General features: G+C 73.7%; 22 protein-coding genes and 1 tRNA gene. 8 read left to right on the top strand and 15 right to left on the bottom strand.

Going from position 1 to position 21,515, the window contains the following annotated elements; translation table 11 throughout:
• The 4 genes from F8568_RS30930 to F8568_RS30915 all read right to left on the bottom strand — a co-directional run.
• On the bottom strand, nt 1-818 hold an 818-nt coding region (locus tag F8568_RS30930; RefSeq protein ID WP_160573813.1), incomplete at its 3' end, for a phosphatase PAP2 family protein.
• A 173-nt stretch (nt 819-991) separates the two neighbouring features.
• On the bottom strand, nt 992-1,312 hold the full coding sequence (locus F8568_RS30925) for a DUF6510 family protein (RefSeq protein ID WP_236009481.1): 321 nt from the start codon (nt 1,310-1,312) through the stop codon (nt 992-994).
• Nucleotide 1,313: 1 nt separating this feature from the next.
• A complete protein-coding gene (locus tag F8568_RS30920; RefSeq protein ID WP_328601102.1) occupies nt 1,314-2,018 on the bottom strand; it encodes a ferredoxin reductase in 705 nt (234 codons plus the stop codon).
• Nucleotides 2,019-2,035: 17 nt separating this feature from the next.
• A complete protein-coding gene (locus tag F8568_RS30915) occupies nt 2,036-2,635 on the bottom strand; it encodes a sulfite oxidase-like oxidoreductase (RefSeq protein ID WP_151597212.1) in 600 nt (199 codons plus the stop codon).
• Nucleotides 2,636-2,784: 149 nt separating this feature from the next.
• Between F8568_RS30915 and F8568_RS30910 the strand changes: the two genes are divergently transcribed.
• Together F8568_RS30910 and F8568_RS30905 are read left to right on the top strand one after the other, a co-directional pair.
• Nucleotides 2,785-2,859: transfer RNA gene (locus tag F8568_RS30910), tRNA-OTHER, on the top strand.
• Nucleotides 2,860-2,916: 57 nt separating this feature from the next.
• Complete coding sequence (locus F8568_RS30905; RefSeq protein ID WP_202125556.1) at nt 2,917-4,647, top strand: ankyrin repeat domain-containing protein; 1,731 nt, start codon at nt 2,917-2,919, stop codon at nt 4,645-4,647.
• A 57-nt stretch (nt 4,648-4,704) separates the two neighbouring features.
• Here F8568_RS30905 and F8568_RS30900 read toward each other — a convergent pair whose 3' ends face one another.
• The 5 genes from F8568_RS30900 to F8568_RS30880 are packed head-to-tail and all read right to left on the bottom strand — an operon-like array spanning nt 4,705 to nt 9,464.
• A complete protein-coding gene (locus F8568_RS30900) occupies nt 4,705-6,048 on the bottom strand; it encodes an ABC transporter substrate-binding protein (RefSeq protein WP_151597211.1) in 1,344 nt (447 codons plus the stop codon).
• Nucleotides 5,936-7,123 carry a branched-chain amino acid ABC transporter permease gene (locus tag F8568_RS30895; RefSeq protein WP_151597210.1) on the bottom strand — a complete coding sequence of 396 codons (1,188 nt, stop codon included), beginning with the start codon at nt 7,121-7,123 and terminating at the stop codon, nt 5,936-5,938. Before F8568_RS30895 ends, F8568_RS30900 begins: the two co-directional genes overlap by 113 nt.
• 4 nt (nt 7,124-7,127) lie before the next feature.
• Nucleotides 7,128-8,006, bottom strand: a complete 879-nt coding sequence (locus F8568_RS30890) for a branched-chain amino acid ABC transporter permease (RefSeq protein WP_151597209.1) — start codon at nt 8,004-8,006, stop codon at nt 7,128-7,130.
• The gene (locus F8568_RS30885) at nt 8,006-8,713 is read right to left on the bottom strand and encodes an ABC transporter ATP-binding protein (RefSeq protein WP_151597208.1); all 708 of its coding nucleotides are present in this window, start codon (nt 8,711-8,713) and stop codon (nt 8,006-8,008) included. The genes F8568_RS30890 and F8568_RS30885 overlap by 1 nt, the downstream gene beginning before the upstream one ends.
• Complete coding sequence (locus F8568_RS30880; protein WP_407924499.1) at nt 8,706-9,464, bottom strand: ABC transporter ATP-binding protein; 759 nt, start codon at nt 9,462-9,464, stop codon at nt 8,706-8,708. The genes F8568_RS30885 and F8568_RS30880 overlap by 8 nt, the downstream gene beginning before the upstream one ends.
• 256 nt (nt 9,465-9,720) lie before the next feature.
• Between F8568_RS30880 and F8568_RS30875 the strand changes: the two genes are divergently transcribed.
• Complete coding sequence (locus tag F8568_RS30875; protein ID WP_236009475.1) at nt 9,721-10,374, top strand: TetR/AcrR family transcriptional regulator; 654 nt, start codon at nt 9,721-9,723, stop codon at nt 10,372-10,374.
• Nucleotides 10,375-10,538: 164 nt separating this feature from the next.
• Here the strand turns inward: F8568_RS30875 and F8568_RS30870 are convergent, their stop codons facing one another.
• The 3 genes from F8568_RS30870 to F8568_RS30860 form a co-directional block, all read right to left on the bottom strand.
• Nucleotides 10,539-12,185: a long-chain fatty acid--CoA ligase gene (locus F8568_RS30870; RefSeq protein ID WP_151597205.1), complete on the bottom strand. Its 1,647-nt coding sequence runs from the start codon at nt 12,183-12,185 to the stop codon at nt 10,539-10,541.
• Between the two features lie 32 nt (nt 12,186-12,217).
• The gene (locus tag F8568_RS30865) at nt 12,218-12,670 is read right to left on the bottom strand and encodes a MaoC family dehydratase (RefSeq protein ID WP_151597204.1); all 453 of its coding nucleotides are present in this window, start codon (nt 12,668-12,670) and stop codon (nt 12,218-12,220) included.
• 94 nt (nt 12,671-12,764) lie between these two features.
• Nucleotides 12,765-13,805, bottom strand: coding sequence for a phosphotransferase family protein (locus F8568_RS30860; protein ID WP_151597203.1), 1,041 nt, complete (start codon nt 13,803-13,805; stop codon nt 12,765-12,767).
• Nucleotides 13,806-14,065: 260 nt separating this feature from the next.
• Here F8568_RS30860 and F8568_RS30855 point away from each other — a divergent pair, with 260 nt between their 5' ends.
• The 5 genes from F8568_RS30855 (at nt 14,066) to F8568_RS30835 (ending at nt 18,897) form a co-directional block, all read left to right on the top strand.
• Nucleotides 14,066-14,371 (top strand): hypothetical protein, encoded by a 306-nt coding sequence (locus tag F8568_RS30855; RefSeq protein WP_151597202.1) that lies wholly within the window; start codon nt 14,066-14,068, stop codon nt 14,369-14,371.
• Between the two features lies 1 nt (nt 14,372).
• A complete protein-coding gene (locus tag F8568_RS30850; protein WP_151597201.1) occupies nt 14,373-16,052 on the top strand; it encodes an MFS transporter in 1,680 nt (559 codons plus the stop codon).
• A gap of 141 nt (nt 16,053-16,193) precedes the next feature.
• Entirely contained in the window at nt 16,194-16,661 is a 468-nt protein-coding gene (locus tag F8568_RS30845; protein WP_151597200.1) for a MarR family winged helix-turn-helix transcriptional regulator, read from the top strand.
• Nucleotides 16,658-17,926, top strand: coding sequence for an MFS transporter (locus F8568_RS30840; RefSeq protein ID WP_151597199.1), 1,269 nt, complete (start codon nt 16,658-16,660; stop codon nt 17,924-17,926). Before F8568_RS30845 ends, F8568_RS30840 begins: the two co-directional genes overlap by 4 nt.
• Nucleotides 17,927-18,024: 98 nt before the next feature.
• On the top strand, nt 18,025-18,897 hold the full coding sequence (locus F8568_RS30835) for an alpha/beta hydrolase family esterase (protein ID WP_151597198.1): 873 nt from the start codon (nt 18,025-18,027) through the stop codon (nt 18,895-18,897).
• An 82-nt stretch (nt 18,898-18,979) separates the two neighbouring features.
• Here the strand turns inward: F8568_RS30835 and F8568_RS30830 are convergent, their stop codons facing one another.
• From F8568_RS30830 to F8568_RS30820, 3 genes are read right to left on the bottom strand one after another with little or no spacing between them, the layout of a single operon-like run.
• Nucleotides 18,980-19,177 carry an MbtH family protein gene (locus F8568_RS30830; RefSeq protein WP_202125555.1) on the bottom strand — a complete coding sequence of 66 codons (198 nt, stop codon included), beginning with the start codon at nt 19,175-19,177 and terminating at the stop codon, nt 18,980-18,982.
• Nucleotides 19,177-20,478 carry a lysine N(6)-hydroxylase/L-ornithine N(5)-oxygenase family protein gene (locus tag F8568_RS30825; RefSeq protein WP_151597196.1) on the bottom strand — a complete coding sequence of 434 codons (1,302 nt, stop codon included), beginning with the start codon at nt 20,476-20,478 and terminating at the stop codon, nt 19,177-19,179. Before F8568_RS30825 ends, F8568_RS30830 begins: the two co-directional genes overlap by 1 nt.
• On the bottom strand, nt 20,478-21,494 hold the full coding sequence (locus tag F8568_RS30820; protein WP_151597195.1) for an iron-siderophore ABC transporter substrate-binding protein: 1,017 nt from the start codon (nt 21,492-21,494) through the stop codon (nt 20,478-20,480). The genes F8568_RS30825 and F8568_RS30820 overlap by 1 nt, the downstream gene beginning before the upstream one ends.
• Nucleotides 21,495-21,515: the final 21 nt, after the last annotated feature.

Raw genomic sequence — 21,515 nt, 5'->3', positions numbered from 1 at the left:
GGCGGGGCGGAGGGCGCGTCCGGTTCCGCCTCCCCCCGGAGATCGTGCCCCGGCAGCAGGCCCCTCAAGACCCCGGCCCGGACGAGCCGGGCGCGCAGCGCCTCCGCGCCCGCCGCGGCGGGGACCAGCAGCAGCCCGCCCGGGATGTCCACCACGTAGTGCGCGGCCGTCGCGACGATCACCAGGCCGGTGACCACCAGGTGCAGGGCGCACAGGCAGGCGACGGCGGCGCCGCAGCGGGCGCGGACGGCGGCGACGCCGATCCACGCCACCCAGCCGATGTGCAGGCTGGGCATCGCCGCGTACGGGTTCGCGCCGGCCGAGACCGCGCCGGTGCCCCAGGTGGCGGGCGGATGGTGCAGCGCGATGATGTCGGTGTACCCCTCGCCGGGCAGCAGCCGCGGCGGCGTCGACGGCCAGGCCGCGAAGCAGCAGATCGCGATCAGGGTGATCCAGATCAGCATGTTGCGGGCCCACGGGTAGGCGGGGCTGCGCCGCCACCACAGGTAGCCGACGAACCCGAAGGTGGCGAGCACGTACGTCGTCGCGTACTCCCACGCGGCCAGCGCGCCGAGCCACCCGTGCCGGATGAGCACGCCGTTGAGCTGGTGCCCGACGTCCAGGTGCGCCCACCGCTCCAGGGCCAGCAGCGACCGGCCGTGGGCGTCGCTGACGGCCCGCGCCCCGGCGAACGCGTGCGTGAAGGCCAGGTACACCGCCAGTACGGCCAGCCCCGCGGCGATCTCGCGCGCGGCCGCGGCCGCGCGCCCGCGCTCGTCCTCGCGCGCACCGGACGGGGCCGCCTCGCACCGGGTCACGCCGCTCCTCCCGCCTCTGCCATCGCACCACCCCCTACCGATCATCCTCCCCACGATCGTTCACGACGACCATGAGGGGGTGGTCGATCGCCGCCTTTTTCGCGGCAAGAACCCGGGAACCGCCCGCGCCTGGGCATTACGGTGAGGTCGATGGGCGGCCGGCGCGCGGGGCGTCAGGCGAGGGGGACGCGGAGGCCGACGGTGCCGCGCAGGTCGAGCCAGGCCGTCCCGTTCCCGAGGACCAGCCGCAGGACGACGTGCTCGCATCGCGGGCACCGGGCGACGGCGCCCGGCGCGTGCGTGTAGACGCGCAGGCGCGGCAGCGGTCCCGCGAGGCCGCACGCGGTGCACCGCACCGCGGCCCTGGTCACGTCCACGCCGAACACCTCGCTCAGGGGCCCGGCGAGCGCGTTGCCGTCCTGGTAAGCGCCGGTGTCCTCGTAGACGACGGCCTCCGCTCGCGTGCCCGCGCCCGCTCCCGTGTCCGGTCCCATGTCAGCCTCCCGTCGGCCCGAAACGCTCGGTCTTGATCCGGCGGGGGTCGTGGCCCAGCGCGACCAGCAGGTCGGCCGCCGCCTCCACGAAGCCGGTGGGCCCGCACACGAAGCAGGCCGGGTCGAACTCCGGCGGCCAGGCCCACGCGGCGAGGTCACCCTTCGCCAGCCGCCCCGGCGGCCTCGGCCAGCCGTCCGGCGCGGCGCGCGTGTACAGCGGGAAGACCTCCACGCCCGGGTCGGGGCGCCGCAGCTCATCGGCGTACCACCGGTCGCCGGGCGTGCGGACGGAGTACACCAGGCGGAACGGGACGCGCGATCCCGCCGCCCGCCGGGACCGCACCATCGCCATCAGCGGCGCCGCCCCGGCCCCGCCCGCGACGAGCGTGACGGGCGCCGGGGCGTCCGGCCGCCACACGAACCAGCCGCCGACCGGTCCGCGGATCTCGACCGGGTCGCCCGCCGCGAAGACCCCGGTCAGGTACGGGGAGACCTCGCCGTCCGGGACGTTCTGCACGGTCAGCTCGACGCGGTCGCCGTCCGCCGCGGCGGCGAGCGAGTAGCTGCGCTGGGCGCTGTACCCGTCGGCGGCGGTGAGCCGGACGTCGACGTGCTGGCCCGCGAGGTGGCCCGGCCAGCCGGGGACGTCCAGCACGAGCGTCCGCGCGGTGGGCGTCTCGTCGCGGGTCTCCGCGAGCCGCGCCACCCGCCACTCCAGCCGGGTCAGTCGCCCTGGTACCGCTGTTCCAGCCATGGGTCCCCGTAGTCGTGGTAGCCGGCCGTCTCCCAGAAGCCGGGCTCGTCCTGGGTGAGCAGGTCGAGGCCGTGGACCCACTTGGCCGACTTCCAGAAGTACAGGTGCGGAACGAGCAGCCGCACCGGGCCGCCGTGCTCGGGGTGCAGGTCCTCGTCGTCGAAGCGGTACGCCAGCCACGCCCGCCCGTCCAGCAGGTCCTCCAGGGGCAGGTTGGTGGTGTAGCCGCCGTAGGACCGGGCGAGCGCGTGGTCGGCCGCCGTGTCCATGTCCGCGAGGAGGGTGTCCAGGGAGACGCCCGTCCAGGTGGTGCCGAGCTTGGACCACTTGGTCACGCAGTGGATGTCGACGGTCGGCGTCTCGGACGGGAGCGCCCGGAACTCCCGCCAGGTCCAGCGGCGCCGGTCGCCGGTCTCGGTGGTGACGACGAACTCCCACTCGTCCCGGTCGATCCGGGGCGTCGGCCCCGCGGACAGGACCGGGAAGTCGTCGGTGAGGTACTGGCCGGGCGGCAGTTTCACGTCCCCCTGCCGCCGCCTGCCGTGGAATCCGGGCGAGACGATGCCCATCCCCGCTCCCTGTTCGTCCGGACGGCCCGTTCGCCCGCTTCCTTCCCGGTCAGGAGCGTTCAACCCTCGGGCGGCGCGCAGTTCCAGGGCGGCGGAAGATCTTGATCCGGCGGCGGACGTCCCGCCGGGCCGCTAGGCTGCGCTGCGGCAAGGCCGTAGCGCAGAGGTCGTCGCGCCTTACAGCGGGCTGGAGGACGTCGGTTCGAATCCGACCGGCCTTGCCACCCCAGCCTCGGTCCGCGCCGGGCCGCGGGGCACGGCGCGCGGGAACGGGGGACGCGGTGACGGTGATCGGCACGCGGGCGGCCCCGCGCGCGTTCCGGCCGGACGAGGCGTCGCGGCTGCGGCGGATCCGCCGCTACGCGGTCCCCCGCTGGATGATCGAGCGGGCCACCGAGCGGCGGCTCGCGGGCGACTGGCGAGGGGCGTGCGCGGCGGCGAACGTGGACGTCGCCTTCGACCTCGCGGACGTCGCGCGCGAGCACGGCGGCGAGGTCGCCGCCGCCCTGGAGGACGACCTCCGGCACCTGGCGCCCGACCTGCTGCGGTGGCACGCGCCGCGGGCCGGCCGCGGCCGGACGACGCTGGTCCCCGACCAGGCCCTGGTGCTGTCCGCCGACCCGGACGACCGCCGCCGCACCCTGCACGTCACGACGCCGCGCCAGCTCGTCCACGGGCCGCAGCGGCTCACCCTCCGGTTCGGCGCCGTCGCGACCGACGACTGGCCGTACCTCAACACCGACCTGCCCTACCTGTCGGTGTGGCACAACGTGCGGCACCAGTGGGACACCGCCCGCCATCTGTGGGACGTCCGGCACGCCGGCGAGCTGCGGGAGCGCTGCGGCGGCGACGCCCTGCGCGCGCCGTTCCTGCAGCCGGACGGAACGCCCCGCCCGCCGGGCCTGCTGCCGTCCGCCGACCCCGGCCGGGACGACCCGGCCGCGCACGCCGAGTGGGCGGTCCTGCTGCACGAGGCCGGCGACGTGCCGGGCGCGTGCGCCGCGGCGGGGATCGCCGTCGACGAGTCGGGCGTCGAGCTGGCGGAGTACCTCGGCGGCGGCGTCGTGGAGACGGTCGACGTGCTCGCCCGGCTGCCGCTGGCCCCCGCGCGGCTCGCGGACGAGATCGGGCGGCTGGCGGAGCGCGGGCACGGCGAGACGTTCTGGATCCCGGCGGACCAGCACGTGGGCGTCGTCCTGCGCCTGTCCGGCGGCGGGCTCGGCGTGGAGCTGGCGTCCCGGGCCGACCTCGGCGACGGGACGCCGGTGCTCGCCGACGCGGCGTGGCGGATGCCGCCGGACGTGGAGGCGCTGCGGCACGGCGCCGTCCCGGCCGAGGAGCTGCATCCGCTCGTCCGCGAGGCGCTCGCGCCGGCCCGCGCGTTCACCGGCCCCGGCGGCCCGCCCGGGCCGGACCTGCCCGGCCCGGTCCGGATCCGGTGCCGCGGCGAATGGCACGAGGTCGCCTTCCGCGACGGCGAGCTGCGCGTCCCGCACGGCGACGGCGAGCGGCGGCGCGAGCGGGCGCTGCTCGCGCTGGGCGGCGCGGTCGGCGGCTGCGAGGCGGCCGACCGGGCATGGCGGGCGGGCGGCCGCCTGCCGAAGGCGCTGGACGCCCAGCGGCGCGAGCTGCTGGCGCGGGTCCAGCACGGCGACACCCCCGCCGTGCTCGCCCTCCTGGACGCCGGCGTCGATCCCCGCGTCCGCGACGCGCGGGGCCGCACGCTGCTGCACGCGCTGCCGATGCTCGACTGGGAGCCGCTGCTGCCCCGGCTGCTGCCCGTCCTCGACCTGGAGGCCCGCGACGGCTGCGGGCGGACGCCGCTGCACGTGGTGGTGTTCGAGGACGGCCCGCCCGCGCTCGTCCGGGCCCTGCTGGACGCCGGCGCCAGGATCGACGTGCTGGACGAGGACGAGATCTCCCTGCTGCGCGTCATCGGCTGGCGCCGCTCCGACCTCGGCTTCCTGGAGGAGCGGATCCGGGACGAGCACCCGGACCTCGACGACTGGTGAGGGCCCGCCGCCGTCCCGCGCGGGGGGCGGTCCGCGCGGAGACGGCGGCGGGGTCGGTCAGCCCCCCGCCGGGACGCCGCTCGCGGGCGCCTGCGGCTGCGGCGCGGTGTACGGCTGGATGGGGCCGTCGCCGTCGTCGGTGGTCAGCGGCTGCCCCTGCGGGACGACCACGTCGCCCTTGATCACGCCGATCTGCGCGCCGGTGTACCCGGCGTGCGACTGCGCGCTGAACGCGAACGGGATGAGGCCCGGGCCGGTCAGCTTCGTCTTCTCGAGGCCGTCGACGAGGCTCTTGCGGGTCGGGTTCCGCCCGGCGTTCTGCAGCGCCTGGACGAAGGTGTAGGCGGCGGACATGCCGTACACGATGTTGCCGTTGAACGGCAGCTTCGGGATGTACTGGTCGTGGATCTTCCTGAACAGCTGGATCCAGCTGTTGGACGCGTCGCCCGGCGACGACAGGTACCCGTCGGTGACCATGCCCTGGATCAGCGGGCTGCCCTGCAGCTTCGTCCCGCCGGACTTGGCGAAGCTCTCCAGCAGGCCGTCGAGGGTGATCGGGTCGGAGCCGACGTTGCTGACCACGAACGTCGGCTTGTAGTCCAGCTTCAGGGCCGCGAGCCGGAACAGCGCGGTGTAGGTCGGGATGCTGAACAGGACGACCACGTCCGCCTTCGCCTGCGCGATCGCCTGCACCTGCGCGCTGACGTCGGTCGCGCCCGGCTGGTAGCTCTGCCGCGACACGACCTGTCCGGACGGGACGTACTTGTCGAGGCCCTTGACGCCGTCCTGCCCGAAGTCGTCGTTCTGGTAGAAGTAGGCGACCTTCTTGCCGGGGTAGGTCTTCTGGATGTGGTCGCCGAGGATCTTGCCCTCGCGGATGTAGTCGACCTGCCAGCCGAACGTCTGGGGGTGCTTCTTCGGCTCGTCCCAGCAGCCGCACCCGGACGCGACGAACAGGTCCGGGACGCGCTGGGCGTTGAGGTAGTCGACGACCTTGGAGTGCGTGGGCGTGCCCAGCCCGTTGAAGACGGCGAAGACCTTGTCCTGCAGGACGAGCTTCTGCACCACACTGACGGTCTGGGTCGGGTTGTAGGCGTCGTCGACGTACTTGTAGACGATCTTGCGGCCGTGCACGCCGCCGTGGGCGTTGACGTAGTCGAAGAACGCCTTGGACGCCGCCGAGTTCGCGCTGTAGCCGGGCGCGGCGGGACCGGTGAGCGGCTGGTGGCTGCCGATGGTGACGGTGGTGGCGGTGACGCCCGGAGCGGACGACCCGCTGTCGTCGCCGCTACCGCCGCAGCCGCTCGCCGCGGCCGCCAGCACCGCCGCCGTCATCGTCGCGACCGCCCGCACCCTCAGGGTCCGGGTCCGGGGCGCTCGCCTGGTCGGTGGTCGGCTCATCTGCTCCTCCTCGGTGCGTTGCCGGGACCCCCGGTGCGCCGCCGCCCGGCGCGAACCGCCGGAGGGACGGCGGGAGGCGGCGCCGGGCGGCGCCGCCGATGTCGCGCAGGCCGCCCTGGAGGCCGCGCGGGAAGGCCAGCGTCACCGCGATGAGGACGAGGCCGTAGATGGCGAGGGGCAGGTTCGAGGCGACGTCGTGCGACAGCCCCGACGAGGAGGCCGCGTCGGACGCCCACGACGGCACGAAGACCAGGATCAGCGCGCCCCACACCGCGCCCGGCAGGGTGCCGAGCCCGCCGATGATGACCGCCGCGATGAGCTGCAGCGACAGGGTGAGCGGGAACGCGCCGGGCGCGGCGAGGCTCGCCACGACCGCCAGCAGCCCGCCGGCGAGGCCCGCGCACGCCGCGGACACGACCGTCGCGGCGATCCGCAGCCGCGCGACGCGCAGCCCGCACAGCGCGGCGGCGATCTCGTCGTCGCGGCCGGCCCGCAGCGTCCGCCCGAACCGGCCGCCGGTGAGGTTGGCGAGCAGGAACAGCGTGATGACCGCGCCGGCGCAGGCGATCCACGCCTGCCAGCGCTCCAGCGGAAACGTCTCGCCGAGCGCGGCCGGCGGGACGGGCGGGGTGACGGTCAGCCCGTTCTGGCCGCCGAGCAGGCCGGTGAGGTGGGAGTAGTTCGCCAGGCCGGGCAGCCCGACGGCGAACGCGAGGGTGGCCCCGGCCAGGTAGGGGCCCTCGAGCCGGGCGGCGACCGCGCCGACGAGCACCCCGGCGAGGGCGGTGACGACGGCCGCGGCGGCGAGCATCGCGGCCAGCGGCCAGCCCCAGTGCGCGGACACCAGCGCGGCCGTGTACGCGCCGACCGCCATGAACGCGCCGTGCCCGAGGGAGATCTGCCCGCCGAGCCCGGTCAGCACGGTCAGCCCCGCGACCGCGCAGGTGAGATAGGCGGCCTGCGCGATCTGCAGGTCCCGGTACGGGCCGACGGACGTCGTCAGGACGTACAGCGCGACCAGGCCGGCCGCGGCGCCCGCGAGGTGGCGCACCAGCGTGAGGCGGAAGGCTCCCATGGCGTCACACCCTCCGTCCGGTGCGGGCGGCGAACAGCCCGTTCGGCCGGACCATCAGCACCGCGATCAGCGCGGCGAGCGCGCCGAAGGTGACCAGGTCCGAGCTGATGTAGCCGGACACGTAGCTGAGCGCGCAGCCGAGCAGCAGCCCGCCGACGACGGCGCCGGCGGGGCTGTCGAGCCCGCCGATGACGGCGGCGGTGAACCCGAACACCAGCATCGCGTCGAACTGGGACGGCCCGACGAACACCGACGGGGCGATCAGCACCCCGGCGAGCGACCCGACGAGCGCGGCGAGCGCCCAGCCGAGGGTGAGCATCCGGCCGACCCGCACCCCCTGCAGCCGGGCGATCTCCGGGGCGAACGCCGCGGCCCGCAGCTTCAGCCCGAGACCGGTCCGCACGAACAGCACGGTCAGCGCCGCCATCACCAGCGCGACCGCGCCGATGACGAACAGGTCGAACGGCGACAGCAGCAGCCGCGTCCCGCCGGCCGTGAGCCCCTTGATGGTGAACGCGGGCGGGTAGGAGTGCGGGGTGTCGCCCCAGATCATCCCCGCGGCCGCCTGCAGCAGGACGTACAGCCCGAGCGTGACGATCACCGCGTTCAGCGGCGGGCCGCCCTCCACCGGCCGCACCAGCACCCGCTCGGCGACGGCGCCGATCACCAGCCCGGACGCGAGCGCGACGCCGAGCGCCAGCCAGTACGAGCCGCCGTCGTGCACGACCGTCCAGGCCAGGAACGTGGTGAACATCAGCATGCCGCCCTGCGCGAAGTTCACCACGCGGGTGGCGCGCCAGATCAGCACGAGGGCCAGCGCGACCGCCGCGAACACCGCGCCCTGGGTGATCCCGGCGAGCGTGAGATTGACGAAGCGGACCATCAGAACCCCAGGTAGGCGTGGCGGAGCCGGGAGTCGGCGGCGAGGACGGCGGCGGGCTCGTCCGCCACGACCGTGCCGAGGTCGAGCACGAGCGCGCGGTCGGCGACCGACAGGGCGCTGCGCGCGTTCTGCTCGACGAGCAGGACCGTGCGGCCGTCCTCGTCGCACAGCCGGCGCAGCACCGCCATGAGCCGGGCGACGACCCGCGGCGCCAGCCCGAGCGACGGCTCGTCCACCAGCAGCAGCCGGGGCGCGCCGGTGAGCGCCCGGGCCAGCGCCAGCATCTGCCGCTCGCCGCCGGACAGCGTCGCCGCGGCGCGGGACCGGCGGGGCGCGAGCGGCGGGAAAAGCTCGTACATCTGCGCCACCCGGCGGGCGAGCGCGCCGCGGTCGCGCCGGTAGAGCCCGCCGAGCCGCAGGTTCTCCTCGACGGTCAGCTCGGTGATGACGCCGCCGCTCTGCGGCACGTGCGCCACGCCGAGCCGGACGATCTCCTCGACGGGCAGCCGCGCGAGGTCCCGGCCGTCCAGCGCGATCCGGCCCGCGCGCGGCCGCAGCAGGCCGGACACGGTGCGCAGCAGGGTCGTCTTGCCCGCGCCGTTGGCGCCGAGCACGGCGGTGAGCGAGCCCTCCTCGACCGTGAGGTCCACCCCGTCGAGCGCGCGGACGGCGCCGTAGCCGGCGGTGAGGCCGGCGACCTCAAGCATCGCGCACCTCCTCGCCGAGGTAGGCGTCCAGGACGGCCGGGTCGTCGCGGACCTCGGCGGGCGGTCCGGCCGCGATGACCCGGCCGAAGTCCAGCACCACGACCTGGTCGCACACGCCCATCACCAGGTCCATGTGGTGCTCGACCAGGACCACGGCGGGGCCGCCGCGCAGGCCCCTGATCAGCGCGGCCAGCTCTTCGATCTCCGCGGCCGACAGGCCCGCGGCCGGCTCGTCGAGCAGCAGCAGGTCAGGGTCGGCGACCAGCGCGCGGGCCAGCGCGACCCGCTTCTGCGCGCCGTACGGCAGCTCGCCGGGCCGCCGGGCCGCCTCGCCCGCCACGCCCAGCTCGTCCAGCCGCGCCATGGCCCGCTCGCGCAGCGCCGCGTCGTCGCGGTCGGCGCGCGGCAGCGCCAGCAGGCCGGAGACCAGACCGGCGCGCGCGTGCCGGTCCGCGCCGACCATCACGTTCTCCAGCACGGTCAGGCCGGGGAACAGCCCGAGCCCCTGCAGGGTGCGGGCGATGCCGAGCCGGGTCAGCCGGTGCGGCCGGTGCCGGACGAGCGGGCGCCCGCGCCAGCGCACCTCGCCCGACCGCGGCCGGACGAACCCGCACACGACGTTGAACAGCGTCGTCTTGCCCGCCCCGTTCGGCCCGATCACGCCCGTGACCCGGCCCGGCGGCGCCGACAGCGACACCTTCTCCAGCGCGACCAGCCCGCCGAAGCGGACGGTCACCTCACGTAGTTCCAAGGGTTGGGACGGGCCGCCGGACATGTCGCCTCATCTCGCCGGACGATAACGCTCGACTTCCCCCGAGGCCATTTGCACATACCGACTGGTCGGATTTCCCTGAAGATAGAATCGGGGGGGCGGCGCCGTCAACAGCCGGATTCCCCCCGCCTCGGCGGCCGCCGTTCTTGGACCGGGTTCCCGCCCGGTAGGCTGACGGCTGATCAGGGGCGACGGCGTTGCGGCGCGGGGCCCGGCCCCGGACGGAGGTGGAGTCTTGACACAGGCCTCAGTGGGGCGGCTCTCCGACGACGTGCCCCTGCCCGACCGGCTGCTCGCCGTCGCCACCCGGCTGTTCGCCGAGCGGGGCTTCGAGGGCACCTCGGTCCAGGAGATCGTCAACGCCGCCGGCGTCACCAAGGGCGCCATGTACCACTACTTCGGCTCCAAGGACGATCTCCTCTACGAGATCTACCACCGGCTCCTCGGCCTGCAGATGCGCCGGCTCGAGCAGATCGCCGACGGCCCCGGGCCCGCCGGGGAGCGGCTGCGCGCCGCCGCCCTCGACGTCCTGGAGACCTCGTTCCTCTACCTCGACGACTTCACCGTCTTCTTCCGCTCCACCCACCTGCTGTCCCGCGACCGCCGCGAGGCCGTCCGCGCGGAACGGCGCCGCTACCAGGAGCGGTTCCGCGACCTGGTCGAGGAGGGCCAGCGCGAGGGCTCCTTCCGCACGAGCATGCCCGCCGACATCGCCGTCCTCTTCTTCTTCGGCACCGTCCACCAGATCGGCGCCTGGTACCACCCCGGCGGCCGCCTCAAGACCCGCACCATCGCCGAGCACTACGTCGACCTGTTCCTGAACGGCATCACCCAGGGGGGCGAGTTTCCCAGGGGGGACGCCCCCCCTGGAACCCCCCGTCACGGTTGACAGGCTGTTTCCCGCTCCGCAAGAGCTCCGCGCGAAACGGCCCCTCCGTCGCCGGGCAGGCCCGCTGCGCTCGCTGCACTCGCTCCGCGTGCCTGCCCGTGTGGGGGCTGGGGTCTGGCCTTCCGTCGGCGTGTTCAGCCGGGCCTACAAGGCGCTAGGAATGGTCAGCGGTCGATGTGTTCGATCTTCAGGTCCTTGCTCTGGTGGCGGGTGCGGAGGGGCTTCTTGTCGAACTTGCCGACCGTGGTCTTCGGGATCTCGTCCATGAAGGTCCAGTACTCGGGGACCTGCCAGCGGGCGACCTTCCCGGCGAGGTGGTCGGCCAGTTCGGCGGCGGTCGCGGTGGCGTCCGGGCGGAGCACCACGCAGGCGAGCGGCCGCTCGTCCCAGCGGGGGTCGGGGATGCCGATGACGGCGGCCTCGGCGACCGCCGGGTGGCCCATGAGGTGGTTCTCCAGCTCGACCGAGGAGATCCACTCGCCGCCCGACTTGATGACGTCCTTGGCGCGGTCGGTGATCTGGTAGAAGCCGCGGTCGTCGATCGTGCCGATGTCGCCGGTGCGCAGCCAGCCGCCGTCGAACTTCTCCGGCGCGGGGTCGCGGTGGTAGGAGCCGGTGATCCACGGGCCGCGGACCTCGATCTCGCCGACGGACTCGCCGTCCCACGGCAGCTCGCGGCCCGCGTCGTCGACGATGCGCATCTCCACGCCGGCGGCGACGCGGCCGGACTTCAGCCGCCAGTCCATCTCCTCCGGCGTGCCGGGCTCCACCTCCGGCGGCGGGAACGCCATGCCGCCGAGCGGGCTGGTCTCGGTCATGCCCCAGCCCTGGATGATGCGCAGCCCGTACCGCTCCTCGAACGCCTCCAGCAGCGAGCGGGGCGCGGCGGCGCCGCCGGACGTGCCGGCGCGCAGCGACGACAGGTCCAGCTCGTGCTCCTCGCCGTAGGCGAGGATGCCGTTCCAGATGGTGGGGACGGCGGACGCGAGCGTGCTGCGCTCCCGGGCGACGAACTCGGTGAGGTGCTGCGGCTGCATGAACGGTCCGGGCATGTGCAGCGTCGCGCCGGACAGGAACGCCCCGTACGGCAGGCCCCAGGCGTTGACGTGGAACATCGGGACGATCGTCAGCACCCGGTCGGCCTCGGTGATGCCGACCAGCGACGCCGACTGCACGGCCATGGCGTGCAGGAACGTCGAGCGGTGCGAGTAGACGACGCCCTTCGGGTCGCCGGTGGTGCCGCTGGTGTAGCACATGGACGCGGCGGACCGCTCGTCCACCTCGGGCCACTCGTAGCCGGGCTCCTCGGCGGCGAGCAGCTCGTGGTACCGCAGGACGGGGGCGCCGTTGCGGTTGGCCTCGAGCGGCGCGCCGTCGCCGTCGCCGACGATGACGAACGCCTCGACGGCGGGCAGCTCGTCCACCACCCGGGCGAGCAGCGGCACGAGGCTGTCGTCGACGATGATCACCTGGTCGTCGGCGTGGTTGATGATGTGGGCGAGCTGCTCGGGGAACAGCCGGATGTTGAGGGTGTGCAGGACGGCGCCCATGGCGGGCACCGCGAAGTAGGCCTCCAGGTGCTCCTGGTCGTTCCAGCAGAAGGTCGCCACGCGGCCGCCCTGCCGGACACCGAGCCGCTGCAGCGCGGCGGCGAGGCGCTCGGCGTTGTCGGCGATCTGCGCGAACGTCGCGCGGCGCGGCTCGCCGCCGCCGGTCCACGTCACGCACTCGCTGCGCCCGTAGACGCGGCGGCCGTGCCGCAGGATCGCGGCGACCGACAGGGGGAAGTCCTGCATGGTGCTGGGGATCATGGCGGTGTCTCCGGGGGTGGATGCGGGGGCGGTCAGGCGACCAGCACGGACAGGACCTCGGCGACGCAGACGGGCTTGTCGCCGCCCTCGCGCTCGATCGTCACCCGGACCTTGGCCCGCGCGCCCTGCGCGGTGCGGTCCAGTGCGACGAGCTCCGCGCCGGCGCGCACCCGCGACCCGACGGGGACGGGCGCGGGGAACCGGACCTTGTCCGAGCCGTAGTTGATGCCCATCGTCAGGCCCTCGACCCGGGAGATCTCCGACATCAGCCTGGGGATCAGCGACACGGTGAGGTAGCCATGCGCGATCGTGCCGCCGAACGGGCCGTCCTTCGCGCGCTCGGGGTCGACGTGGATCCACTGGTGGTCGCCGGTCGCGTCGGCGAACCCGTCCACCTGCTCCTGGGTGACCGTGTGCCACTCGCTGTGGCCGAGATGGGTGCCGACGGCCTTCTCGTACTCGTCGATGCCGTGGAACGTCCTCATCGCGTTACCTCCTCCGCCGGGTGCGCGCCCGCTCCGTGGACGCCATGATGACAACATACCGACCGGTTGGTATGCAACGCGAGGGCCCGGCGGCTCAGGCTTCCTCGAGCGCGGCGATGCCGGAGCGCAGCAGCGGCTCGACGGCGTCGCCGATGCCGCCGAACCCCTCCCCCACGGTCTGCCCCCGCAGGTGGCGGTAGTGGATGCCCTCGGAGATCACCGCGAGCTTGAAGCAGGCCAGCCCGACGTAGAACCCGATCGCCGACAGGTCGCGGCCGCTGCGCTCGGCGTACCGGGCCACCACCTCGTCAGGCGCGGGGAAGCCCGGCGCGTGCGTCGCCTCGGGCCGCCCCGGGACGGGCGCCGTCCGTCTCATGTAGACGAGCAGGAGCGCGAGGTCGGTCAGCGGGTCGCCGAGCGTCGCCATCTCCCAGTCCAGGACGGCCGCGACCCGGTCGTCCGCGCCGACGAGGAGGTTGTCGAGCCGGTAGTCGCCGTGCACGATCGCCGGAGCGGACCCGGGCGGGACGTTCGCCGCCAGCAGCGCGTGCAGCTCGTCGGCGCCGTCCAGGTCCCGGCTGCGGGAGGCGTCGAGCTGCTTCTTCCAGCGGCGCACCTGGCGTTCGAGGAACCCCTCCGGCCGCCCGAAATCGGCCAGCCCCACCTCGGCGGGGTCGACGCGGTGCAGGTCGACGAGGGTGTCGATCATCCGTCCGGCGATCGCCGCGACCCGCTCGGCGCCGAGCGGGACGAGCTCGTCCGCGCTCCGGTAGGGGGTCCCCTCGACCATCTCCATCACGTAGAACGGCGCTCCGAGCACGTCCGGGTCCTCGCAGAGCAGGTACGTCTCGGGAACGGGGACGGACGTGCCGGCCAGCGCGGTCATGACCCGGTGCTCGCGGGCCATGTCGTGCGCCGTCGCGAGGACGTGGCCGAGCGGCGGGCGCCGGACGATCCAGGAGCGGGTGCCGTCGGTCACCTCGTAGGTCAGGTTCGAGCGGCCGCCCGCGACGACGCGGGCGCGCAGCGGCCCGGCGTCCGCCGGCCACAGGACGCCGGGGAGGACGCGTTCGACGTGGCGCCGGAACCGGTCCAGCGGCAGGCCCGGGACGTCGCCGTCTTCGAATACCCGCAATGCACGCCTCCTCGCCGATCAACCCTTGTACCGTCCGGTCGGTATGGCGCAGTATTGCGAGATGGGAACCCTCGCCGTCCAGGGCCGGAGGGCCCCGGGTCGCGCCCCCACCAGGCGGGCAGTAGTGCGCCGATGACACCATACCGACCAGTTGGTATGCAATAGCCGAATCCCCATTGCCATTCTCCGTCGGCGGCATTACTTTTGCCGCACGACGCGAAGCGGCGTGAGCTTCGCCACCCTGGCCGAAGGACCGACCGATGACGACGACCGACCCCCGGCCCGCCCGCGGCCGGGCGCGCGGCCGCATCGGCACCGCGCCGGACGAGGGCGTCCGGCCGGCCCGAACGAGCATCGAGCAGGAGGAGGTCTTCGGCCCTGTCGGCCCCGCCGTCCCGCACGGCGGCGGCGCCGACGGGGCACCCGCCATCGCCGGCGGCGCCCCGCACGGGGCGCCCGGCACGGCGCGGGCGGACGACCGGGAACGCGCCGCCGCGTTCGCCGCCGCCCCGCGCCCTACCCAGGACCGGTTCTCGGGGGAGACCAGCGCCCGGAGGAGTCCCTGACATGTCCGTTTCATCGTCCACCAACGACGGCGTCGCGCCCGGCGCCGACGCACCGCCCGGCCTCGCGGCACGGCTGTGGCGGCGGGACCTGCCGCACTACCCGGAGACGGGACGCCGCTACCTGTACCTCGGCATCGTGGTGATCACCACGATCGTCCTGTACTACCTGCTCTACATCCAGTACGCGGTGGCGACCTCCATCATGGAGCACTACCGCATGACGTTCGGCTACTTCATCATGCTGTCGGTGGTCGGCAACGCGATCGGCGCGTTCGCTTCGCTGTTCGCCGGGCTCGCCGACCGGTGGGGGCGCGCGAACCTCGTCGTGTACGGCCTGCTCGTCGCGGGCGTGATGGTGCTCGTGCTGCCGCACTCCCCGAACAAGGGCGTGTACCTGGCGCTGTTCGCGGTGCTCAGCCTCATCGAGGGCATCGTGCTCGTCGCCACCCCCGCGCTGATCCGCGACTTCTCCCCGCAGCTCGGCCGCGCCACCGCCATGGGCTACTGGACCATGGGCCCGGTCATCGGCAGCCTCGTGGTCACCACGGTGACCAGCCACACGCTCGACAGCTCCAGCTGGCAGGACGAGCTGACCTACTCGGGCATCGCGGCGCTCGTGGTGTTCGTCATCGCGCTGTTCGGGCTGCGCGAGCTGTCCCCGGCGCTGCGCGACCAGGTCATGGTGTCCATGCGCGACCGCGCGCTGGTCGAGGCGCGGGCCCGGGGCATCGACCCCGAGGCGCAGCTGAAGGGCAGCTGGCGGCAGATGATGCGGCTGGACGTCCTCGGCTCGGCCTTCGCGATCAGCGTCTACCTGCTGCTGTACTACGCGGCGGTCGGCAACTTCGTCGTCTACTTCTCCGCGACGTTCGGCTACAGCGAGCAGCGCACCAACGCGCTCGGCAACTGGTACTGGGCGGCGAACGCGATCGCGCTGGTGGTGGCCGGCCTGATCTCCGACCGGCTGAAGGTCCGCAAGCCGCTGATGCTCATCGGCGGCATCGGCTCGGTGGTCTGCACCGCGATCTTCGCCGCGTGGGCGACCGAGCCGAAGACCGGCTACTACGACTTCGCCTGGCTGTTCGTCGGGATCGGGGTCTTCGGCGGCCTGGCGTACGCGCCGTGGATGGCGGGCTTCACCGAGACGGTCGAGAAGCACAACCCGGCGGCGACCGCGACGGGACTGGCCGTGTGGGGCTGGATCCTGCGGATCGTGATCGCGTGCTCGGCGCTGTTCGTGCCGATCGTGGTGGACTCGGTGACGCCGATCGTGGAGCACGGCACCGAGGTGAAGGTGGCGTCCGCGCAGGCGCAGCAGGCCCTGGCGATCACGACGGCGCACCCGCAGATCTTCGCCGAGCTCTCCAAGTACCCGGCCGGGCAGGCGCCGCCGGAGCTGCAGGCGCGGGCGGCGAAGGAGGTCGGCGTCGCCGGCCTGCAGACGGTCGCGAAGGCGCAGCCGCAGCTGAAGATCCTCAAGGAGCACGGCGCGGAGGTGCAGAAGGCGGCCAAGGACGGACCCGGGCAGTGGCAGACCTGGTGGTACGTGGCGCTGGGCGGCCAGGTCGTGTTCATCCCGTTCATCTTCATCATGAGCGGGCGCTGGAGCCCCCGGAAGGCGCGCGAGGACGCCGAGGCGCACCAGAGGGCGATCGAGAAGGAGATGGCCCAGCTCAGCTGAGCCGCACCGCGCTGACCGCTCGAACCGATCCACCGGCCGGGACGTCCCGGCCGGTGGATCGCCGCTTGTCCGGCAGATCACAAGAACTTAGCCAGGCAAACCTATAGGCGCCTTATAGAAGCAAGTGATATATATCGGGACATGGATGCGCGGCCCCCGCTCGACGAGCTGGAGCTGGCGGCCGGTCTCGGCCGCCTCTACTCGCTCATGCGCTCGCTGTCTTTGCCCCGCGACTTGTCCATGACGGCCGTGTCGACGCTGGCCTCGCTCGAGCGCCGCGGCCCGTGCCGGGTGACGGAGCTGGCCGCGCTGGAGGGCGTCACGCAGCCGGCGATGACGCAGCTGGTGTCCCGGCTGGAGCGGCAGGGGCTCGCCGAGCGCCGCGCGCCCGCCGGCGACCGCCGGGTCGTCGCGGTGCACCTCACCGACGCCGGCCGCGCCGACCTGGCGCTGCGGCGGGCGGGGCAGGCCAAGCGGCTGGCCGAGCTGCTGGCGGGGCTGCCCGCGTCCGACCGGGCGGCGATCGCCGCGGCCCTGCCGGCCCTGGACCGGCTGGCCGGCGCCGCCCTCGGCGTCCCCGAACCACCAGCTTCCGGAGAGTGCGAATGAGTCAGCCGTCCGCGGGCGCGCAGAGCCCCTTCAAGCAGCCGAAGGCCGTGTGGGCCGTGGCGTTCGCGTGCGTGGTGTCGTTCATGGGCATCGGCCTGGTCGACCCGATCCTGCCCGCGATCTCGGAGGACCTGCACGCCTCGCCCAGCCAGGTCACGCTGCTGTTCACCAGCTACCTGGTGGTCACCGCGGTCGCGATGCTGGTGACCGGTTTCGTGTCCAGCCGGATCGGCGCCAAGCGCACGCTCATCGCCGGGCTGGTGCTGATCGTGGTGTTCAGCGCGCTCGCCGGGACGTCCGGCAGCATCTCCGGGATCATCGGCTTCCGGGCCGGCTGGGGCCTCGGGAACGCGCTGTTCATCGCGACGTCGCTGGCGGTCATCGTGGCGTCCGCGAGCGGCGGGCTCGGCGGCGCGATCATCGCCTACGAGTCCGCGCTCGGCCTCGGCATCGCCGTCGGACCGCTGCTCGGCGGGCTGCTCGGCGACATCAGCTGGCGCGGCCCGTTCTACGGCGTCGCCGTGCTGATGGCGATCGCGCTGATCGCGACGATCACGCTGGTGAAGCCGCAGCCGAAACCGGCGCGCAAGACCTCGATCGCCGACCCGATCAGGGCGCTGCGGCACCGCGGCCTGCTGGTGATGAGCCTGACCGCGCTCTGCTACAACTGGGGCTTCTTCACCGTCCTCGGCTACGCGCCGTTCCCGATGCACCTGAGCGCCCTGAGGCTCGGCCTGGTGTTCACCGGCTGGGGCCTGCTCGTCGCGGTGTTCGCGGTGTTCGGCGCGCCGTGGCTGCAGCGCCGGCTCGGCCTCGCCCGCACCCTGTACTTCAACCTCGCGCTGTTCGCCGTCGACGTGCTGGTCATCGCGATCTTCGTGAACTCGCAGGCCACGCTGATCGTCGCGGTGATCGTCGCGGGCGTGTTCATCGGCGTGAACAACACGGTGACGACGCAGGCCGTGATGATGGTGGCGCCGGTGGAGCGCCCGGTCGCGTCCGCCGCGTACGGGTTCGTCCGCTTCATCGGCGGCGGTCTCGCCCCCTACGCGGCCGGCAAGCTGGCCGAGCACGCCAACATCCACGTCCCGTTCGCCATCGGCGCCGCCGCGATCGTGCTCGGGATCGGCGTCCTCGCCATCGGGCACCGCGACCTCGCGCGCGCGGAGCGCAACCAGGCCGAGGTGGACGCGGAGGCGGCGCGGGGCGGCGACGGCGCGGAGGTCACGGAGGCCGCGGAGGCCGGCTCCGGATCCGGGTCGTAGCGCTTCGTGACCGCTGTCCCCGGGGGCACAAAAGACCGTGATCTTTTGTGCGCCCGGATGCGTAGCCGCGGGCGCGGCGAGCGGGTTTGATTCGCCTCATGAAGATCGCCGTGCGGGCGGCGATGATCGTGGCCGCGGTGCTCGCCGCGTTCGTCGCCCACCCCCTGCCCGCCGGAGCGGCACAGGACGCTCCCGGAACGACCGAGCACTCCATCGCCATGGGCGACTGGAACCGCCCCTACCTGCTGCATCTGCCGCCGGGCACGAAGCCCGGCGCGCGCCTCCCGCTGATCGTCGCGCTGCACGGCGGCCTGAACGACGCCGCGTACGTGGAGAACCAGAGCGGCCTGGACAAGGTCGCCGACCAGGACGGCTACGCCGTCGCCTACCCCGACGGGCTGCTCGGCACCTGGAACGCCGGCGCCTGCTGCTGGTTCGCCCGCTGGGCGGGCGTCGACGACGTCGGCTTCCTCGACAAGCTCATCGACACCCTGGTGGACCAGGGCGTCGCCGACGGCCGCCGGGTGTTCATGACCGGCTTCTCCAACGGCGGCGGCATGGCCTACCGGTACGCGTGCGAGCGGGCCGACAGGGTCGCCGGGATCGCCGTGGTGTCCGGCGCGCTCGCCATCGGCTGCACGCCGAAACGGCCCGTGTCGGTACTGGCCTTCCACGGGACGTGGGATCCGTCCGTTCCCTATACCGGCGGCGGGAACATGGACGCCGACGTGCATTTCCCGTTCATCGGCGTGCAATTACTCATGGAATTCTGGAGATGGGTGGACAAACTGCCCGCCCTCTCGTGGCCCGTGCCGGACGGCCCCGAAGGCTGCGTGGGCACCGGGCCGGGGCCCGTCGAGGTCGCGCTGTGCACCAAGCAGCAGGGCGGCCACGAATGGCCCGACTACGCCAGCAAGCTGATCGGCGAGTTCTTCGCGGCCCGCCCGTCGCTGCCGAAGCCGGCGGACTGACGCGCACCGCGCGCACTCCGCCGGCCCGCCGCCGGCGGATCGAGGGCGGGCCCACCCCCGGGCCCGCCCTCGGGTCGCCGCGTCACGCGGTGAGGCTCCGCGGACGCAGGTCCGTCCAGTGCTCGGTGATGTAGGCCAGGCAGTCGTCCCGGGCGCCGGGTCCGAACACCGTGGTCCAGCCGGACGGAACGCCGGCGAACTCCGGCCACAGCGAGTGCTGGCCCTCGGCGTTGACCAGGACGACGAACACGCCGTCGGGGTCGTCGAACGGGTTGGTCATCACGCCTCCTGCGGGACGCTCGCGAGGCGCGCCGAGCGCCGCGCGATGGACTGGACGATCTCTCCGGTGCGCACCGCCGTCATCGACAGCAGCGACGAGGCGATGCCGTGGCTGTGCTCGGTGGCTCCTTGCAGGTAGACGCCCCACGCGCGGCCGGGCTCGGTGGCGATGCGGTAGTCGCGCTCCACGACCGGCCGGCCGTCCGGGCGCGTCCGGCACCGGGCGCCGGCCTCGCCGAGCAGGTCGAACGGGTCGCGCTCGCGGTAGCCGGTGGCGTAGACGACGGCGTCGGCGTCCAGGTCCGTCGTCTCGCCGGTGGGCAGGAACGCGACCCGCACCCGCACGCACCCGGCGTCCTCGCGGACGTCGAGGACGCGGGAGACGTTGAGGATCCGCAGCCGCTCCGCGCCGGCCACCTTCTCGGCGTACGCGCGCCGGTACAGCTCGTCGATGAGGTCGAGGTCCACGACGGAGTAGTTGGTGTTGCGGGAGTAGCCGAACAGCATCTCCTTCACCTCGTCCGGCGCCGCGTAGTAGTGGTCCACGGCGGCGGGGTCGAAGATCCGGTTGGCGAACGCGCTGTCGTCGGCGGGCGAGTAGCCGTAGCGGGCGAAGACCGCGCAGACCTCCGCCGCCGGGTGCGTCCGGTGCAGGTGCTCGACGGCCTCGGCCGCGCTCTGCCCGGCGCCGACGACGACGAGCCGCCGCGGCCGCCAGCCGGGGCGCTCGTCCAGCCGGGTCAGCAGGTCCTCGGTGTGCCAGATCCGCTCCCCCGCCCGGACGCCCTCCGGCAGCACCGGGTCGAGGCCGGCGCCGATCACGACGTTGCGGGCGAGGTGCGTCTCCAGCTCGTCGGCGCGGCGGACGACGACCTCCAGCGTCCCGGCGTCGTGCTCACGCAGCGCGACGACCTCCGCCCCGTACCGGACGCGCCCGGCGAACGCCGCCGCGGTCCATTCGAGGTAGTCGTGGAACTCCACCCGCGTCGGGAACATCGTCTTGTGGTTGACGAAGTCGACGAGGCGGCCCTTGGCGTGCAGGTAGGACAGGAACGAGTAGGGGCTGGCCGGGTTCCGCAGCGTCACCAGGTCCTTGAGGAAGTGGACCTGCATCGTCGCGCCGTCGATGAGCATGCCGCGGTGCCAGCCGAACGCGGGCTGCTTCTCGAAGAACACCGCGTCCGCCGACGGGTGCGCCTCCTCCAGCGCGACGGCGAGCGCGAGGTTGGACGGGCCGAACCCGATGCCGATGACGTCGCGGACGCGCCGGTCGGCCCGCTCCGCGGTGCGGTCGTCCGGCATCAGGCCGCCTTCGCCGCGGCCGCCGCCTTGGCGATCTGCGGGACGACCTGGTCGACGACGTACGGGACGGACAGCGCGGTCGGGGTGCGCAGCGGCCAGAACGACTTCAGGTCGAGGCGCACGTAGGAGCCGCGCTCGACGACCGGCAGGCCGGAGAACAGCTTGCTGCCCTCGAACTTCTTCTGGGTGGCCGGGTCGTCGTTGTAGTAGCTCAGCAGGACGTCGGTGTCGAGCACGGACAGCTTCTCCATGCTCAGCTCCGCGGCGAACCCGTCGCCGGGCAGGCCGCTCAGCTTGGGCGGCAGCACCATCCCGAACTGCTCGAACAGCTTCACGCTGGTGTCGTCCTTGGACTTCATCACGCCGATGTTGCCGCTCGGGAACACGCTGGTCAGCGCGAAGCCCTTGCCCTGCAGCTCGGGGTGGGCGGTCTTGACCGACGCGATCTTCGCCTCCGCCGCGGCGACGACCTTCTCGCCGTCGGCGGAGCGGCCGACGGCCTTGGCGACCTGCCGGGTGATCTGCTGCCAGGAGTCCTCGGCGGGCCCGGTCTGGTAGGCGACGGTCGGCGCGAGCTTGGAGAGCTTGCCGTACTCCTTGTCGATGGTGAAGTCGCCGGCGGCGAGGATCAGGTCGGGCCGCAGCGCGGCGATCTTCTCCAGGTCGAAGCCGGAGTCGCCGGCCGTGAGCAGCGCGGGCCTGCCGCCGGTCACCTTCGGCGCGCTCCACGGCGCGAGGCCGTCCTTCTGGATCCCGGTGAGCTCGACCATGCCGACGGGCCGGACGCCGAGCGCGAGGAGCGCGTCCTGGTCGACCTCGCCGAGCGCGACGATCCGCTTCGGCGCGGACTTGACGGTGGCGGTGCCGAGCTTGTCGGTGACGGTGACCGGGAACGATCCGGCCGCGCCGCCGGAGGAGGCCTTGGCCGGCTCGTCGTCGCCGCCGCATGCCGCGGTCAGGGCGAGACCGAGGACGAGCGCGCCGGTGGCGGCCAGACGCCGCGTCAGTGTGCGCATGGGGCCGGTGTCCTTCCAGGT

It is taken from the genome of Actinomadura physcomitrii, assembly GCF_008923205.2.
GTDB classification, from domain to species: Bacteria; Actinomycetota; Actinomycetes; order Streptosporangiales; family Streptosporangiaceae; genus Spirillospora; species Spirillospora physcomitrii.
Note: the sequence above shows the minus strand (reverse complement) of the source record. Positions and strands in the feature narration are given on the sequence as shown.